Origin of the sequence: Altererythrobacter sp. GH1-8, assembly GCF_043702085.1 — a bacterium.
Lineage (GTDB): Bacteria > Pseudomonadota > Alphaproteobacteria > Sphingomonadales > Sphingomonadaceae > Erythrobacter.
On record NZ_CP171690.1, the window covers coordinates 586006 to 602650 of the forward strand.

Consider the following 16645-nt stretch of genomic DNA (forward strand, 5'->3'; position numbering starts at 1 on the left):
AGGCTTACGGACGCGCCTGTCCGCTGCCACGAACCTGCCATTTGTAGGTCGTGAGCCCTTCGAGCGCGACCGGCCCGCGCGCATGAAGCCGTCCGGTTGCAATGCCGATTTCAGCGCCAAGCCCGAATTCTCCGCCATCTGCAAATTGCGTCGAGGCGTTGTGCATCACTATTGCCGAATCGACTTCGGCAAGGAACCGCTCTGCCGCGGCGTCGTCTGATGTGATGATGGCTTCGGTATGGTTCGAGGAATGGCGGGCGATATGCGCCATCGCCTCGTCCAGTCCATCGACCATCGCGACCGACGCAATCGCTTCGAGATATTCTGTGCCCCAGTCATTGTCGCTGGCCGGAACAACCCGGCTGTCGAGCGATTGCACGCGGGCATCGCCGCGCACTTCGCACCCCGCATCGATCAGGGCGCTGACGAGGCCTGCGCTGTCTTCAAAGCGGGTGTCGATCAGCAGCGTTTCCAGCGCGCCGCAAATCCCGGTACGGCGCATCTTCGCATTGATCGCGATTTCTTTCGCCATCGCCGGATCGGCGGCGGAATGGACATAAGTGTGACAGATGCCGTCAAGATGCGCGAGCACGGGCACGCGCGCATCGTTCTGCACTCGTTCGACCAGGCTCTTGCCGCCGCGCGGAATGATCATGTCGATCTGGCCCGCCGCGGTCAGCATCGCGCCAACAGCCGCACGGTCCTGCGTCGGAACAAGCTGCACGGCTCCCGCCGGAATCCCGCCTTCGCCCAGCCCGCGCACCATCGCCGCTTCAATCGCGCGGTTCGAATGCACCGCTTCGCTGCCACCGCGTAGCAAAGCCGCATTGCCTGAACGCACGCACAAGGCGGCTGCATCGGCGGTCACGTTGGGACGACTCTCATAGATGATGCCGATGGTCCCAATGGGGATGCGCACCCGGCGCATCTGGAGGCCGTTGGGCTGCTCGCTTTCATCGATCACATCACCAACCGGGTCCGCGAGCTGCGCGACCGCTTCGACCGCGCGCGCAATACCCTCGAGTCGGTCTGCATCGAGCCGCAGCCGGTCGAGCATCGCCGAACTCAGTCCATTCGCCTCACCCGACGCCATGTCCTGCGCGTTCGCGCTGAGGATGGCGTCCGCATCCTCGCGCAAGGCTTTAGCCGCTTTCATTAGCGCCGTTTCCTTGGCCGCGCTCGGCATCGTGGCGAGTACGCGCTGCGCCTCGCGCGCGGCGTGCGCCAGCTCGGCAATCAAGGCTACGGGGTCACTCGTCAGGGTCGCTACACTTGCCATAAGGCGCAAGCGCATAGCAGGCTGTCACGCTGCTGTCAGTCCTGCTTGCATCAGGACGTAATAATCTCCGATTCTGATTGCATCTTGGTGAAGATCGGAGGCGAATTTGTTTACGATTGCTGCGCTTTTCACAACTCACCGCATTGACTGCGCATCTCACCCCAGACGTTAACAGTTTGAATCGACCTGTCGGCTAGGCCCGCTATACCGCCTGCCACGGGTCAAATAATGATCGCCGACAAGAGGGTTCGCTTTGTTCAGAAACGCAAAGATCAGCGGTTGGGGAGACCGCGTGCGTTCCTGGTTCCCGGATCGCGAGTTTTTCATGCGCTCGCAGGGACATGTTCGCTTCATCAAGGTTTCGTCGCGTGTGCAGATGGCTGCGGCTGCGGTCGTCTGCGGGCTGCTGATCGGTTGGGCGCTGTCGCTCGGTGCGATGGCATGGACGAAGTATCAGGCCGAAGCGAACCGCCTGTCACTGCTCGAGCGTGAAGCGAAAGTTGCCACCGCCGAGGAGCGCCGAGCCGCCTATGGGCACGACCTTGAAGCGGTCGCTGAGGACCTCAAGCGGCGGCAGGATTTCCTCGAACAGATGACGGAGGCACTGCCGGTCGATGCACTTGAGCAGGGCACCGTTACCGACTCATCGGGCGAGGCCGCCAAGATGATCGAAAAGGTCAGCTCATCCTTTCCTGAGGCGGTGGGGCTTGCGACAATCGAAGCCAAGCAGCTTGCTTATGTCGAACGGTTGACGCGATTTGCTGACCAGCGCTCTCAGCGCGCGGCTCAGGGTATCAAGAAGCTGGGCCTCGATCCCAAGGCGATTGTACGGCGTGCAGAGCGTGATGCCATGGGTGGCCCGCTGGAATTGCTTTCAACCTCCGCCGACGGTTCGATCGATCCGCGCTTCGAGCGGCTCGGCCTTAGCCTTGCGCGCATGACCGCGCTGGAAAACGGGCTCGAAGGCCTGCCGCAGGTCATGCCTACCAATGGGCGTCAGACTTCGATCTCGTCCGGCTTTGGCCCGCGCCGCGATCCCTTCACCCGCCGCGCGGCCATGCATCGCGGGCTCGATTTCAAAGGGCCGACCGGGGCAGACATTTATGCTGCGTCGAAAGGCGTGGTGAGCTTCGTCGGGCGCAAGGCGGGATACGGCAAGACCGTGGAGATCCGCCACGGAAATGGCGTAATTACCCGCTATGCCCATATGTCTCGCTTCCACGCGAAAGTGGGCGACCAAGTTTCCGCTGGCGACCTCATCGGCGCCATCGGCTCAACCGGCCGTTCGACCGGGCCGCACCTCCATTTCGAGGTGCGTATCAATGACCGCGCGGTAAACCCGCGCTTCTTTCTGGAGACCGTGCCAGATGTTCTCGAAGAAGTCCGACGCCCATCAGAAGTCGCGTCCCGCTGAACCGGAGATTTCACCCATGGCGACCCGCAACAACAATTCCTCGACCTTCTCCGTACTCGGTTCGGACGTCACAATCCGCGGGGACATCACGGCCTCAGCTGACCTTCACATCGACGGCACAGTGGAAGGCGACATCAAGTGCGCAAGCATCGTCCAGGGTGAAAGCAGCCATGTGACGGGCGGTATCGAAGCGGAAACGGCGCGGCTCGCAGGCCAGGTTACCGGCTCGATCAAGGCGCGCGAACTCGTGATTCTGAAGAGCGCGCGGATCGATGGCGATGTCGCTTATGACGCGCTGACAATCGAGCAAGGCGCTCAGGTCGAGGGCCGCTTCGCACACAGCACGCCGCAGCGCCGCGCAGCTGATACGCCGAAGCCTGCCGCACCGGAAATGGGCGCTCCGAAAGAGGGAAACGGCCCGGGTGACGAACCCAAGCTCAGCCTGGCGGGCTAAACGTCGCGGCTAAGCTTCCCTTCCAAACGGGGCTCAAACAAAGAGGGCGCGCCCGGTTGGGTAGCGCCCTCTTTGTTTGCCTCCAGGTAAATGGTTATTCCGCGCCGAAGACTTCCGCGCGCAGCGCCTTACGATCAAGCTTGCCGATCAGGGTCTTGGGAAGCTCGTCACGGATTACAATGCTATCCACTCGCTCATGCTTTCCGACCCGGGAGTTGATCCATTCGGTGAGCGTTTCGCCATTGACGTCAGCGCCTGGATTGAGCGTTACATAAGCACGCGGCATTTCGCCGAGATAGTCATGTGGCACGCCGATCACGAGCGCCTCTTTCACCGATTCGTTTTCCAGCAACACGTCTTCAACCTGGCTCGGGAAGACCTTGAAGCCGCCGACCGCGATCATGTCCTTGATTCGGTCGACGATCTCGACAAACCCGTCGTCGTCGACCACCGCGACATCGCCGGTGCGAAGATATTTCTTGTTGCCGCGCGTGACGAAGGTTTGCTCCGATGCGTCCGGCCTGTTCCAATAGCCGCGCATGATCTGCGGGCCATGCACGGCAAGCTCTCCCGGCTCGCCTTCAGGCGCGAGTTTGCTGGGATCTTCCTTGTCCAGCAAAATGATCTCGGTCCCGGCGACCGGTTGCCCGATGGTGCCTTTCTTGCGCTTGCCCGCGTAAGGATTGACGGAGACCACACCGGAGCTTTCGGTGAGGCCATAGCCCTCCACCACGCGCACGCCGGTCACTTCCTCGAACCTGGTGTGGACAGGTGCGGGCATAGGGGCACCGCCGGAAATGCAGACCTTCAAGGACGACAGGTCAGTCTTCGCGATATCGGGATGGTCGAGCAGTGCCTGGAACATGGTCGGGACGCCCGGAAAGCCCGTGCAGCGATAGCGTTCAATTGTCTTGAGCACTTGACCGGCATCGAACCGCGGCAGCATGGCAATCGACGCACCGGTTGCAACCGCATGATTGAGCAGGCTGGTGTTGGCGAAAACATGGAAGAAAGGCAGCGCGCCCATGAACACTTCCTTGTCCGGCTCGCCAAACGGGTTGATTGCCGCGACCTGCTGAGCGTTGATCGAAAGCTGGTCATGGCCGAGCATCGCGCCTTTGGGCCGCCCGGTTGTGCCGCCGGTATATTGCAGCAGAGCGATATCCTCATCCGTAACATCGGGCAGGTCAGCCGCAGGGTCGAAGGCAATGTCCGACCAAGCACGAATACTATCCGACCATCGCACTTTTGCGATCTTGCTGCGCCCGAGAATACGCAGAGCGAGGCTCTTCAGCGCAGGCAGCTGGGCAGCGAGCGAACCCACGACCAGCGTCTCGAGGCTCGACTCCTCGAGCACCCTGCTTGCCGTTTCATAAAGCTCGGGCACATCGACTGTGACCAACAATCTCGTACCCGAGTCCTCAACCTGCCAGGCCAGCTCCTCCACGGTATAAAGCGGCGAGAAATTCACCACTACGGCGCCCGCCATCATCGCGCCATAGTACGCGCTGGCATAGATCGGGACATTGGGCAGGAACAGGCCGACGCGGTCGCCCTTTTCGATGCCAAGATGTTTCAGCCTACAGGCGAAGCAGTCAGCTTCCTTGAAAATCGCATCATAGCTGTAGGTACGGCCGAGAAAATGCAGGAACGGGGCAGACCGATTCCTGGCCACGGCGCGCGCCAGCATGTCAGGCAGCGCCATGGGTTCGAACTGGGTGTCCCACGGGGCCGGGTGATGATAGGCCGTGCTATTGACAGTCATGTCAATTGAATGGCCTAGCTGCGCACAATCTACAAGCGGTTAAGCGCCCTGCCTCGCGTTAAATTTCTCCAATGTGGTTCGCCGCGAGCCGGCGCCAAATCACGCAGAGAAAATCACGCGGGCGGCGTATCCTCGTCTTCCGTCTCGTCGGCAGCGCCTTGAGAAGGGGCATCGGCAAAGGCCGATTCCGGGTCAATCGGCGCTTCGCCTGCTGCTTCCGCTTCTCGCTTCTGCTCAAGCCAGGCTTCGGCTTCCGCTTCTTGCGCTGCCTCGGCCGCGGCCTTCACATTGGCTTCGCGTTCCGCGCGAAGTTCAGCGATCAGCTTGTCCTTGTCGGAGCGACCATCGACAACGACCTCTTCCGCAGGCGCTTCGCCTTCGGCTACACCGGCGCGCTTGGCTGCCTTGGCAACGACTGCATCGAGCTCGCGCTGCGAGCACAGGCCTAGCGTCACTGGATCCTTGGGCTGAATGTTCTGGATATTCCAGTGGCTGCGCTCGCGGATCGCGTTGATCGTGTTGCGCGTCGTACCAATCAGCTTGGAAATCTGCGCATCGGAAATTTCCGAGTGGTTGCGCAGGATCCAGGCGATACCATCAGGCTTGTCCTGCCGCTTGGAAACCGGCGTGTATCGCGGCCCCTTGGTGCGGGTCACTTCGACCGGGGCCTTCTGCATCTTCAGTTCGTAAGAGGCATCGGCTTCACCGCGTGCGATTTCTTCCTGCGTTAGCTCGCCTGAATGAAGCGGATCGCGCCCGGTGTACTTGCTGGCGGCAAGATCGTCCGCCATCGCTTGCACTTCGAGAATGTGCAGACCGCAGAAATTGGCGATCTGCTCAAAGCTCAATCCGGTATGGTCGACCAGCCAGGTGGCGGTGGCGTGCGGCATCAGCGGGGTTGCCTGGGCCATGAAAATCTCCGTTGAATATAAAAGGGCCGCCCCTTCACGGAGCGGCCGTTGCGTCTGCGTAGATAGGCGACAGACTTGGATTCGGCAAGCGACAAGGCAGCGGTCGACCCCTTTGCCTGCACTTTACGTCATTGGAACAAAGCCTGGCAGTGCCGCAACCCGTTCGATCCAGCCCTGAATGTGCGGATAATTGTCGAGACCAAATCCTCCTTCTTCCGCGACATGCGTGTAAGGAAAGAGCGCAATATCCGCGAGGGTGGGCGTATCGCCCGCCATGAAGCCGCGGTGCACCAGTTCGCCATCCATCAGCGCCAGCGCGTCCTGCCCCGCCATGCGTTTCGCCAGTATCTGAGCGCGCTGCTGCTCTGACAGGTTGGCCTCGCCGACAAACCGCAGCCAGAACCGCAGGGTCGCCACATTCGGTTCGTGATTGTATTGTTCAAAGAACATCCACCTCAGCATATTGGCCTGCGCGAAGCGATCTTGCGGGATCAAAGGCGAGCCGCTGGCAAGATACCAGCACGCCGCATTGCTCTCCGGCAGGAACCGCGAGCCGCTGTCGTCTTCGATCTGCAGGACGGGAATCCTGCCATTGGCGTTCACATTGGCGAGAAATTCCGGCCTGCGCGTCTCGCCCTGTATGATGTCATACTGGCGCGTTTCGAGCGCAATGCCGAGCAAGGCTGCGGTGAGCTTGATCTTGTAGCAATTGCCGCTGCGCGGGTCCTCATGCAGGGTGTAATTCTCAGTCAGGGTTTACCTCCAGAATGATCTTGCCGATATGCTCACCTGCTTCCATCCGGGCATGGGCGGCGGCGGCCTCTGCCAGTGGGAAGCTTAAGTCCATCACCGGCTTCAATTCGCGTGAAGTGAACAGCGGCCAGGCAGTTTGCGCGATCTCGTCGGCGAGCGCGGCCTTGAACGCGTCAGACCTTGGGCGCAGGGTTGATCCGGTCAGTGTCAAGCGCCGCATCATGACATAGGCCATGTTGAGATCTGCCTTGGGCCCGCCCAGCACTGCGATGGTCACGTGGCGCCCATCCTCCGCCAGGCACTGCAAATTGCGCGGGACATAATCGCCGGAAACCATGTCGAGCACCACATTCACGCCTTCACCCTTGGTATGCTGCTTGATGACTTCGACGAAGTCCTGCTCGCGGTAATTGATCGCAAGGTCAGCGCCGATCTCACGCGCAGCAGCGCATTTCGCGCCATCGCCGCAGGTCACGATCGCTTCGATTCCAAACGCCTTGGCGAGCATGACTGCCATGGTACCAATGCCCGAAGTGCCGCCGTGGACCAGCAACCGTTCGCCCTCTGCTGCAAGTCCCCGCTCGAACACATTGTGCCACACCGTGAACAACGTTTCAGGCAGCGCCGCCGCTTCTTTCAGTGGCAGAGCCTCCGGAACATTGAGGCAATGTTGCCATGGCGCAGTGCAATATTCGGCATAGCCTCCGCCCGGGGTGAGCGCTGCAACAAACTGTCCGAGCATTTCAGGCGGCACGTCTTCACCGATGGCGACGACCTGGCCCGAAACTTCCAGGCCGAGGATCGGTGACGCTCCGGAAGGAGCAGGATAATTCCCGGCGCGCTGGATACAGTCCGGCCGGTTAACCCCGGCGTAGGCGACTCGGATGAGCACATCCTCCGGCTTCACTTGCGGCAGCGCGATCTCTTCGAGCGTCAGCACATCCGGCCCGCCCGGCTCAGCAAAGGTGATCGCGCGCATTGTGTCTGGAAGCTCGGGATTGGCGATCGTTTCCATCAATGGTCCCCCTTGGCGTCGCTGCGAATGATGCGAACGCGTCACAGCTTTGCTGGATTGGTGGGGACTAGCGGCGAGCCGCATTGACAGCAAGCGGCGAGGCGAGCGATCATGCTCTGCAATGGATTTGGATGATCTCCCGCGCCCCAAAGGGGATGCAGCCAGCAAATTGGCGAAAGAGGATCTTGCCCCCTATTCGCAGGATGAGCTGGATGAGCGGGTCGCGCTGCTCGAAGCGGAAATCGCGCGGGTGAAATCGCACCGTGACAAAGCAGCGGCTCATCGCAATGCGGCAGATGCGCTGTTTAGGAAGTCTGGCTCATGAACGTGCGAAGGCCTCATTGCCCGGGGACTCGCAATCGCAGTGAAGCGAACCATATAGAACAGCATACAGGGAACGGTAATCTTACCGGCGCATACTTTTCCTATCGAGACGACTCGCCCCTGCTCGCCTAGGGTAGGACCAACATAGAAGGCCGACATGCCAAGTTTTGCTCAGAACCTAGAACGCACGCTGCACAACGCGCTCGCTCATGCCTCTGAAAGGCGGCATGAATATGCGACGCTGGAGCACTTGCTGCTCGCGCTCATCGACGATGAGGACGCAGCGCAGGTGATGGCGGCATGCGGGGTTGACCTGGCAGAACTGGGCGAAGTGGCGAAGCAGTATCTCGACCAGGAATATCAGTCGCTGAAGACCGAAGATGGCGCAGACCCGCAGCCGACGGCCGGGTTCCAGCGCGTAATCCAGCGCGCAATCCTGCACGTCCAGTCATCGGGCAAGGATACTGTCACCGGCGCAAACGTTCTGGTGGCGCTGTTTTCCGAGCGCGATTCCTATGCCGTCTATTTCCTCCAGCAGCAGGATATGAGCCGTCTGGATGCGGTGAGCTACATCAGCCATGGCATCGGCAAGGGCGGACGTCAGCTTGAGGCCGAGGCCCCTGACGGGGCTGAAAGCGCGCAGTCCGATACCGAACAGACCAAGGAAGGCGGCAACAAGAAGGAGACCGCGCTCGACCAGTTTACTGTCAACCTCAACGCCAAGGCGGAGGCCGGAAAGGTCGATCCGCTGATCGGCCGGGGTCCTGAAGTCGATCGTACGATCCAGATTCTGTGTCGCCGGTCCAAGAACAACCCGCTCTATGTCGGAGATCCGGGCGTCGGCAAGACCGCGATTGCAGAAGGTCTCGCGCGCAAGATCGTCGAAGGCGACGTGCCCGACGTGCTCGAAGATGCAGTGATCTACTCGCTCGACATGGGCGCACTGCTGGCTGGCACGCGCTATCGCGGCGACTTTGAGGAGCGTTTGAAGCAGGTCGTGTCGGAGCTTGAAGGGATGCCCGATGCGATCCTCTTTATCGACGAAATCCACACGGTGATCGGCGCTGGCGCAACCAGCGGCGGCGCGATGGATGCGTCAAACCTGCTCAAGCCCGCGCTGTCGTCCGGCGCGATCCGCTGCATCGGTTCGACCACCTACAAGGAATTCCGCAATCACTTCGAGAAGGACCGCGCGCTGCTGCGCCGGTTCCAGAAGATCGACGTGAACGAGCCCACAGTCGATGAGACGATCAAGATCCTGAAAGGGCTCAAGACCGCGTTCGAAGAGCACCACAAGGTCAAATATTCTCCCGACGCGATCAAAACCGCGGTTGAGTTGTCTGCGCGCTACATCAACGACCGCAAGCTGCCGGACAAGGCGATCGACGTGATCGACGAAGTCGGCGCAATGCAGATGCTGGTGCCCCCCAGCCGCCGCAAGAAGAAGATCACTGCCAAGGAAATCGAAGCGGTGATTGCTACCATGGCGCGCATCCCGCCGAAATCGGTCAGCAAGGACGACAAGAAGGCGCTTGAGAATCTCGAGCGCGATCTCAAGCATGTCGTGTTCGGTCAGGACGAGGCGATCCATCGCCTCTCGACCGCGATGAAGCTGAGCCGTGCCGGTCTGCGCGATCCGGACAAGCCGATTGGATCGTTCCTGTTCAGCGGCCCGACCGGTGTTGGCAAGACCGAAGTCGCGCGCCAGCTCGCCTCGATCATGGGAATTGAGCTCAAGCGCTTCGACATGTCCGAGTATATGGAGCGACATTCCGTGTCGCGCCTGATCGGCGCGCCTCCGGGCTATGTCGGGTATGACCAGGGCGGCCTGCTCACCGATGCGATCGACCAGAACCCGCATTGTGTCCTGCTGCTCGACGAGATCGAGAAGGCCCACCCGGACCTGTTCAACATCCTGCTGCAAGTGATGGATAATGGCCGCCTGACCGACCATCACGGCAAGACAGTGGACTTCCGTAATGTCGTTCTCATCATGACAACCAATGCCGGCGCTTCCGACATGGCGCGCCAGGGCATCGGCTTTGGCGATGTGTCGAAGGAAGATGCAGGCGATGAAGCGGTGAAAAAGATGTTCACCCCGGAATTCCGCAACCGCCTCGATGCGATCGTGCCCTTCGCCTATCTCGGCAAGAGCACCGTTGCGCGTGTGGTTGACAAGTTCATCCTGCAACTCGAGCTGCAACTGGCTGAGCAGAATGTCCACATCCAGTTCGACAGCGATGCGCGCCGCTGGCTCGCCGACAAGGGCTATGACAAGCTCTATGGTGCACGTCCGATGGGCCGCTTGCTGCAGGAGAAGATAAAGCAACCGCTGGCGGAAGAACTGCTCTTCGGCAAGCTCGCCGACGGCGGTGAAGTGCATGTCAGCATCAAGGACGGCAAGCCGAATTTCGAGCTGACGCCTGCCGCTCCAAAGGCCCGGCCGAAGCGCAAGACCGCTGCAAAGACGAAAACGCCCGAAAAGAAGCCGGATGACTCCAAGCCGGAAAGTTCTGATAGCAGCGCGGGCGAAGATAGCTGACCCTTCCGCAAGCTGTTTGCCCAAACAGTTCTGGAAATCCGCTCGCCAATGTGATTGACCGGCTCATTCTTTTTACATGAGAGAGCCGAGCATGACACTTTCGCGTACAATCCTTTCTGCAGCTCTGCTGGCGGGTGCCTCGCTGTGCGCCGCTCCTGCACTTGCAGATGGCCATCCCGCGGCTGAAGAGACATCCGCTCCGAGCAAGTACTTTACCGGCGATGACCTGTTCGGCCTCAGCGTTGCGGCAGACCCGCAAATCAGCCCCGATGGCACAAGAATCGCTTACGTTCGGCGAACCAATGACATCATGCTCGACCGCGCGGTCAGCTCGATCTGGCTGATCGATATCGCAAGCGGTGCGGAGACTCCGCTGGTGGCCGGCCAGGGCACCCATGTCAGCCCGCGCTGGTCACCCGACGGCAAGCGCCTTGCTTATGTCTCGACCGAGAGCGGCGGCGGCACGGAGCTGCATGTTCGCTGGATGGAGAGCGGTGTCTCGGCAAACATCACCGCATTGCCGGAAAGCCCGGACGCAATTGCGTGGTCGCCCGATGGCGAGACTATTGCCTATAGCGCGCGCGTGCCTGACGCAGCCTTTTCCCTCGGCAAGGCCCCGGCCAAGCCTGAAGGGGCAGAATGGGGCAAGCCGCTGCAGATGATCGACAGCGTCACCTATCGCCGCGATGGCGGAGGCTATCTGAAGCCCGGCACGGTACAGTTGTTCCTGGTCGATGCAGAAGGCGGCGCGCCGCGCCAGCTCACCCGCGGTGAACACAACAATGGCGGCACGGTCGAGTGGTCACCGGATGGCAAAACGCTGCTGTTCGCGGGCAACCGCAGCGCCGACTGGGAGATGCAGCCGCTCGAAAGTGAAATCTATGCGCTTGATATAACGAGCGGAAATATCGCGCAGATCACGAGGCGAGTTGGGCCCGATTTTGCTCCGCAATTCTCCCCCGATGGGCGGCAAATCGCCTATCTCGGCTATGATGATCTGGGCAATGCCTATGACCAGACCCGGCTGTGGGTGATGAGTGCCGATGGTAGCAACGTGCGGCAAATCGCCGCCGATTTCGATCGCAGCTTCGACGCGCTGGAATGGAACCGAGCCGGGTTGTTCGCAGCGTATGAGACTGATGGCACGCGCAAGGTTGCACGCGTTGCGCTATCGGGCGAGGTGAGTCCGCTGCCCGCGCAGCTCGGTGACACTTATTACGCGCTGCCATACACGGGCGGGGAGTGGTCCGTCAGCAACGCAGGGCGCATGGCCTTTACGACACAAAGCGCGGTTCGCCCGCCTGATATCGGCGTGACCACCCGCACTGGTTCGCGCATTCTTACGTCTTTGAATGAGCTCAAGCTTGGCGCGAAGGAGCAGGGGCAGACGCGCGAGCTGGCCGTTACCGCGCCTGATGGTGCGACGATCCCGGCCTGGATCATGCTCCCGCCCGGATATGAGGAAGGGGGGCGCGTGCCGATGATCCTCGAAATTCATGGCGGTCCCTACGCCGCCTACGGACCGGAATTTTCCGCCGATTATCAGCTCTATGGAGCGGCAGGCTATGCGGTCCTGTTTACGAATCCGGGCGGCTCGACCGGCTATGGCGAGGCATTCGCTGACCGGATCGAAGACAATTACCCAATCAGCAATCATGACGAGCTGATGGCCGCTGTCGATGCGGCGATCACTGCAGGCTATGCCGATCCTGACAATCTGTTTGTAACCGGCGGCTCGGGCGGCGGCATTCTCACCGCGTGGGTGATCGGCAAGACCGACCGCTTCAAGGCAGCCGCTTCGCACAAGCCGGTGATCAATTGGGTGAGCCACGCATTGATGGCCGACGCGATCCCCTATTTCGGGCCATACTGGCTCGGGGCGCTGCCATGGGAAGACCCGCAGCATTACTGGGAGCGCGGCCCCTTGAGCAACATGGCAAATGTGAAGACACCAACGCTGGTGCTGGTGGGCGCGGACGATTACCGCACACCGCGCAGCGAGGCCGAGCAGCTTTACGGCGCGCTCAAGCTGGTCGGCGTTGATACAGCTTTGGTCGTGACCCCGGATTCGAGTCATAACAATCTCAGCCAGACGCCCAGCCAGCAGGCCGCGCGCACTTCGGCTGTGATCGCGTGGTTCGACAAGTATCGCAAGGGCAAGGACAGGGACGAGGGGAGTGCCGCCGGGACGGACTAGGGTCACCGCGCATTAGGTCGATAATGCGTCCCGCACCGCCCTCACATGGTGTTTGGCGTTCTCGACATAATGCGCGGCACCCATACGCATCCCGGCAATGGCGGCGTCATTGAGTTGGCGCATCGGTTTGGCCGGGCGTCCCGCCCACAGCGTCCGCGGCTCCATCACCTTGCCTTCGGTTAGCATCGCGCCTGCTGCCAGCATCGCGTCACTGCCGATCACGGACTGGTTCATCGCGATCGCCCCGAGGCCGACAAAGCCGCGATCATGGATTGTGCAGCCATGGACCATCGCCATATGCCCGATCAGCACATCATCGCCGATAATCAACGGACATTCCTCCATCCCCGGTTTCGGCCCGTCGCAATGGAGCACGCTGCCATCCTGCACATTGGTCCGCTCACCGATTACGATCCGGCTGACATCGGCGCGCAGCACGCAATTGTACCAGATCGAGCTGTCCGCGCCGATGGTGACATCACCGACGATAGTGCAGCCGGGCGCAATGAAGGCGCTTTCGTGAATTTGCGGCGTTTTCCCATGGATCGGGATGATGTTGACGCCGGGGTTTTTCCGGGACGTGCTGGTCATTTATCTTTCTCCCATTCCTCGGCGGTTATCGCGTAAACAATTTCAAAGACACCGGCCGGATCGAACGCGTCGCAAACGAAGTCGAGATCAGTGCGACGCCTCATCCCGAGTCGCTCCATCAGGCGCCAGCTAGGAATGTTCTCCGGAAGGGTAATCGCTATTACCTCGTCGGCGCGAAATTGACCAAAGGCAAGGTCGAGCGAGGCCATCGCCGACTCTTTCGCATACCCCTTGCCCCACGCATCTTCGCGCAGGCGCCACCCGACTTCCATCATGCCAATCGGTCCGGGAGGCAGATTTGAGAGCTTAAGGCCGCAGCATCCAAGCAATTCTGAGTCGTCCTTGCGCTCTACGACCCAGAACGTGTGCCCTTGCTCGCGCCGATACTGCAGGAACCTCTCCTGTTGCTTTTTCTGGCCTGCCTTATCGAGCGGAGATCCGAGCCAGCGCATGACATTCGGTGTATTTGTGTAATGCCAGAACGGCTCCCAATCTTGCTCGCGCCAATCGCGCAGGATCAGGCGGTCAGTTTCATGGCGGAATTCAACCATTGAGGAGCTTGGCGGCAACCGGCGCGTGATAGGTCAAGACGCCCGAGCAGCCCGCGCGCTTGAACGCGATCAGCTTTTCCATCAGCAGGGCATCGCGATCTCCGACGCCATGCGCTGCACCGATCTCGATGAGCGCGTATTCGCCAGAGACCTGGTACGCGAACACCGGCACTTCGAAACGCTGCTTCACGCGCTGGATGATATCGAGATAGGCGAGGCCCGGCTTCACCATCACGCTGTCCGCACCTTCGGCGATGTCGAGCGCCACTTCGCGCAGAGCCTCTTCGGCATTGGCTGGGTCCATCTGATAGGTTTTCTTGTCGCCCTTGAGCAATCCGCCCGAACCCACCGCGTCGCGGAACGGGCCGTAGAACGCACTCGCATATTTGGCGGCGTAGCTCATGATCTGGACATTGGGGTGGCTGTTCATTTCAAGCGCAATGCGGATCGCATGAACGCGGCCATCCATCATGTCCGACGGCGCAATAATGTCCGCCCCGGCCTCAGCCTGATTGAGCGCCTGATCAACAAGCACGGCTACGGTGTCGTCATTGACGACATAACCGGCCTCATTCACCAGCCCGTCTTGTCCATGCGCGGTATAGGGATCGAGCGCGACATCGGTCAGCACGCCAAGGGCCTCGCCGCAGGCATCCTTCACCGCCTTGATCGCGCGGCACATGAGGTTGTCCGGATTGAGTGCTTCTGCGCCATCGTCGGAACGCCTGTCGGGCGGGGTGTTGGGAAACAGCGCGATGACCGGAATACCAAGGCTGACTGCCTCCTTCGCGCGCGCCACAATCCCGTCAACCGACCAGCGCGATACGCCCGGAAGCGTCGCGATCGGCTCTTCAACGCCCTCGCCTGAAGTTACAAACATCGGCCAGATCAGGTCGGATGGAGTAAGGTGGGTCTCCCGATGAAGATTACGGCTCCAGGCGCTCGCACGGGTGCGGCGCAGGCGAAGATTTGGATAGGTTCCCGTCATGCAAGGGACTGTTGCCGCAAATCTTGCGTCACTGCAATCGCCGGGTTCAGACAGGATGTGTCAGATCACCGCGTCCGGATCGCTCAGCTTCTCAATCTCTCGCGCGGGTGCTTCGGTTTCGCTGGGGAGCTTGACCAGATCTTCCTGCGCCGCGCCCACCGGAACGGTCTTGAGTTCGCGCAAGGCAGCACGGAAATCCATCAGTTCGCGTCCTTCAAGTTGGGCGCGGGTAACGAACGAGACGGTGCGCGGATCGATGACGCGCCCTGCGCGATACATCTCGTAATGAAGATGCGGCCCCGTCGAGAGTCCTGTGGAGCCTACATAACCGATAACCTGTCCGCGCCTGACGCTCTGACCGGAACGAACTGCCATTCGGCTCATATGGCAATAACGTGTGGCAAGGTTGCCGCCGTGCTGAAGCTTCACGGCAATTCCGCAGCCACCTGCGCGGCCAGCTGACGTCACGGTGCCATCAGTCACCGCGACAATGGGCGTGCCGTGGCTCGCGCGAAAGTCGATCCCGGCATGCATCCTGCGGTAGCCCAGAACCGGGTGGCGGCGCATGCCATAACCCGATGTGATGCGCCCTGGTACGGGGGCCACAAGCCCGCTGCGTTGCTCGCCGACGCCTGATGCCTCGTAGAAGCGGCCTTCCTTGCCCCACCTCATCAGCTGTGTCTTGGGCTCGCCGTTTCGTTCAATGCCGGCATAAAGCAATTCACCAGCCTGTCGCTCGCCTGTCGCCGCGCGGCGATAGGCGATGATCATGTCGAATTCATCGTTTGCTCCGACGCTGCGATCAAGGTCGATCTGGTCATCGAGCGCACGGATAAAGGCCTGCACGGCATTCGCGGGTGCCCCGGCTGCACGCATCGAGCGATAGAGGCTCGCGCCGACTTTGCCTTTTATCCTGAGCGGCGTGTCATCGACGCGAATGACGTTGCGGGTCAGCGACAGATTCTGTTCGCCGCGATTGACGATCAGCTCGAGATCGAACCGGGCGCGAAAACTCAACTGGTCGAGCGGTCGCGGCGCTCCAGGCTCAGGCCTTCGGCCGAGGATGATATCGATCTGCGTGCCGGACTTGAGCTCGCTCAAGGGAATGGCGCCAGCGACAAGTTCGGAAATGCGTTGGGCGTCGCCCAGGCCGACACCCGCGCGCTGCAGGGTGCTCACGATACTGTCACCGCTTGTCAGCGTGGTTACGACATTTATCTGCGGGCGCTCTGGCGCAGCGGCGAGTGGCTTGACACTGGCCGCCGGGGCTAACTGCGCGCCAGTGGTTGCCCCCAGCGCAAGCGGTGCAATGACCTGATGGTCGAACTCGGCCTGCATGGCGGTGTCAAGTTCGGTTGCCGGCATGGCTTCAAGCGGTGCGAAGTCCGGCCAGAACGCCAGCGCAATCGCACCAAGACCAAGCATGGTCCCGAGTCCGCGGAACCAGCGACCGCTGCCGATATTGGAAGCGAGGTCGGGAGCAAGATCGATATTAGCCAGCCGCGCAGATACATCATCGCGCCACGCCTCGAAGTGGTCTCGCAGCCCTTTGGCGCGTGCCAGCTTCAGCTTCACCGCCGGTGTGCGGGCAGCCATGACGCCATCAAAGGCCTGCGGCTGATTCCGACGATCGCTGTCTGTCATATCAACGCTATCAGCGATCAAAGCTAACTCTCCATGGCGCCCTTTTATGCGGGGCCGTGTCTGACGCAAAACCCGCGCGGTTCAAAGCAAAAATCGCCTGACTGCGCGACCGGGCGACTCCCGCTAGCGATGAAACGTGTGGAGCCGCCACACTCCGCCTTCTAGTTGGGCATATCGGGAGCTCCGGCTGTAACGCGTGGTTGCGGCGGTTGAGCGG

The 16645-nt window shown here is 60.9% G+C and carries 14 protein-coding genes; 5 read left to right on the top strand and 9 right to left on the bottom strand.

Annotated elements, in window-relative coordinates:
- Window positions 1-4 precede the first annotated feature (4 nt).
- On the bottom strand, window positions 5-1294 hold the full coding sequence (locus ACG9DO_RS02880) for a glutamate-5-semialdehyde dehydrogenase (RefSeq protein WP_394730223.1): 1290 nt from the start codon (window positions 1292-1294) through the stop codon (window positions 5-7).
- A 277-nt stretch (window positions 1295-1571) separates the two neighbouring features.
- Here ACG9DO_RS02880 and ACG9DO_RS02885 point away from each other — a divergent pair, with 277 nt between their 5' ends.
- Window positions 1572-2693 (top strand): peptidoglycan DD-metalloendopeptidase family protein, encoded by a 1122-nt coding sequence (locus tag ACG9DO_RS02885; protein WP_394730224.1) that lies wholly within the window; start codon window positions 1572-1574, stop codon window positions 2691-2693.
- Between the two features lie 16 nt (window positions 2694-2709).
- Entirely contained in the window at window positions 2710-3147 is a 438-nt protein-coding gene (locus ACG9DO_RS02890) for a polymer-forming cytoskeletal protein (protein WP_394730225.1), read from the top strand.
- A gap of 94 nt (window positions 3148-3241) precedes the next feature.
- On the opposite strand, the gene ACG9DO_RS02895 is transcribed toward ACG9DO_RS02890, so the two are convergent.
- The 4 genes from ACG9DO_RS02895 to ACG9DO_RS02910 all read right to left on the bottom strand — a co-directional run bounded on the left by ACG9DO_RS02895 (window position 3242) and on the right by ACG9DO_RS02910 (window position 7591).
- Window positions 3242-4912, bottom strand: coding sequence for a long-chain fatty acid--CoA ligase (locus tag ACG9DO_RS02895; RefSeq protein WP_394730226.1), 1671 nt, complete (start codon window positions 4910-4912; stop codon window positions 3242-3244).
- Between the two features lie 113 nt (window positions 4913-5025).
- Entirely contained in the window at window positions 5026-5823 is a 798-nt protein-coding gene (locus ACG9DO_RS02900) for a cell cycle transcriptional regulator TrcR (RefSeq protein ID WP_394730227.1), read from the bottom strand.
- A gap of 123 nt (window positions 5824-5946) precedes the next feature.
- The gene (locus ACG9DO_RS02905) at window positions 5947-6576 is read right to left on the bottom strand and encodes a glutathione S-transferase family protein (protein ID WP_394731178.1); all 630 of its coding nucleotides are present in this window, start codon (window positions 6574-6576) and stop codon (window positions 5947-5949) included.
- Window positions 6569-7591: an NAD(P)H-quinone oxidoreductase gene (locus tag ACG9DO_RS02910; RefSeq protein ID WP_394730228.1), complete on the bottom strand. Its 1023-nt coding sequence runs from the start codon at window positions 7589-7591 to the stop codon at window positions 6569-6571. Before ACG9DO_RS02910 ends, ACG9DO_RS02905 begins: the two co-directional genes overlap by 8 nt.
- A 121-nt stretch (window positions 7592-7712) precedes the next feature.
- Here ACG9DO_RS02910 and ACG9DO_RS02915 point away from each other — a divergent pair, with 121 nt between their 5' ends.
- The 3 genes from ACG9DO_RS02915 to ACG9DO_RS02925 all read left to right on the top strand — a co-directional run bounded on the left by ACG9DO_RS02915 (window position 7713) and on the right by ACG9DO_RS02925 (window position 12654).
- Window positions 7713-7916: a DUF1192 domain-containing protein gene (locus ACG9DO_RS02915; RefSeq protein WP_394730229.1), complete on the top strand. Its 204-nt coding sequence runs from the start codon at window positions 7713-7715 to the stop codon at window positions 7914-7916.
- A 156-nt stretch (window positions 7917-8072) separates the two neighbouring features.
- A complete protein-coding gene (clpA, locus tag ACG9DO_RS02920; RefSeq protein WP_394730230.1) occupies window positions 8073-10457 on the top strand; it encodes an ATP-dependent Clp protease ATP-binding subunit ClpA in 2385 nt (794 codons plus the stop codon).
- A gap of 91 nt (window positions 10458-10548) precedes the next feature.
- On the top strand, window positions 10549-12654 hold the full coding sequence (locus ACG9DO_RS02925) for a prolyl oligopeptidase family serine peptidase (RefSeq protein WP_394730231.1): 2106 nt from the start codon (window positions 10549-10551) through the stop codon (window positions 12652-12654).
- Window positions 12655-12666: 12 nt separating this feature from the next.
- On the opposite strand, the gene ACG9DO_RS02930 is transcribed toward ACG9DO_RS02925, so the two are convergent.
- From ACG9DO_RS02930 to ACG9DO_RS02945, 4 genes are read right to left on the bottom strand one after another with little or no spacing between them, the layout of a single operon-like run.
- On the bottom strand, window positions 12667-13245 hold the full coding sequence (locus ACG9DO_RS02930) for a gamma carbonic anhydrase family protein (protein ID WP_394730232.1): 579 nt from the start codon (window positions 13243-13245) through the stop codon (window positions 12667-12669).
- On the bottom strand, window positions 13242-13796 hold the full coding sequence (locus tag ACG9DO_RS02935; RefSeq protein WP_394730233.1) for a GNAT family N-acetyltransferase: 555 nt from the start codon (window positions 13794-13796) through the stop codon (window positions 13242-13244). The genes ACG9DO_RS02930 and ACG9DO_RS02935 overlap by 4 nt, the downstream gene beginning before the upstream one ends.
- A complete protein-coding gene (gene hemB / locus ACG9DO_RS02940; RefSeq protein WP_394730234.1) occupies window positions 13789-14784 on the bottom strand; it encodes a porphobilinogen synthase in 996 nt (331 codons plus the stop codon). The genes ACG9DO_RS02935 and hemB overlap by 8 nt, the downstream gene beginning before the upstream one ends.
- Before the next feature lie 60 nt (window positions 14785-14844).
- Window positions 14845-16428, bottom strand: a complete 1584-nt coding sequence (locus tag ACG9DO_RS02945) for a peptidoglycan DD-metalloendopeptidase family protein (protein WP_394730235.1) — start codon at window positions 16426-16428, stop codon at window positions 14845-14847.
- Window positions 16429-16645 lie beyond the last annotated feature (217 nt).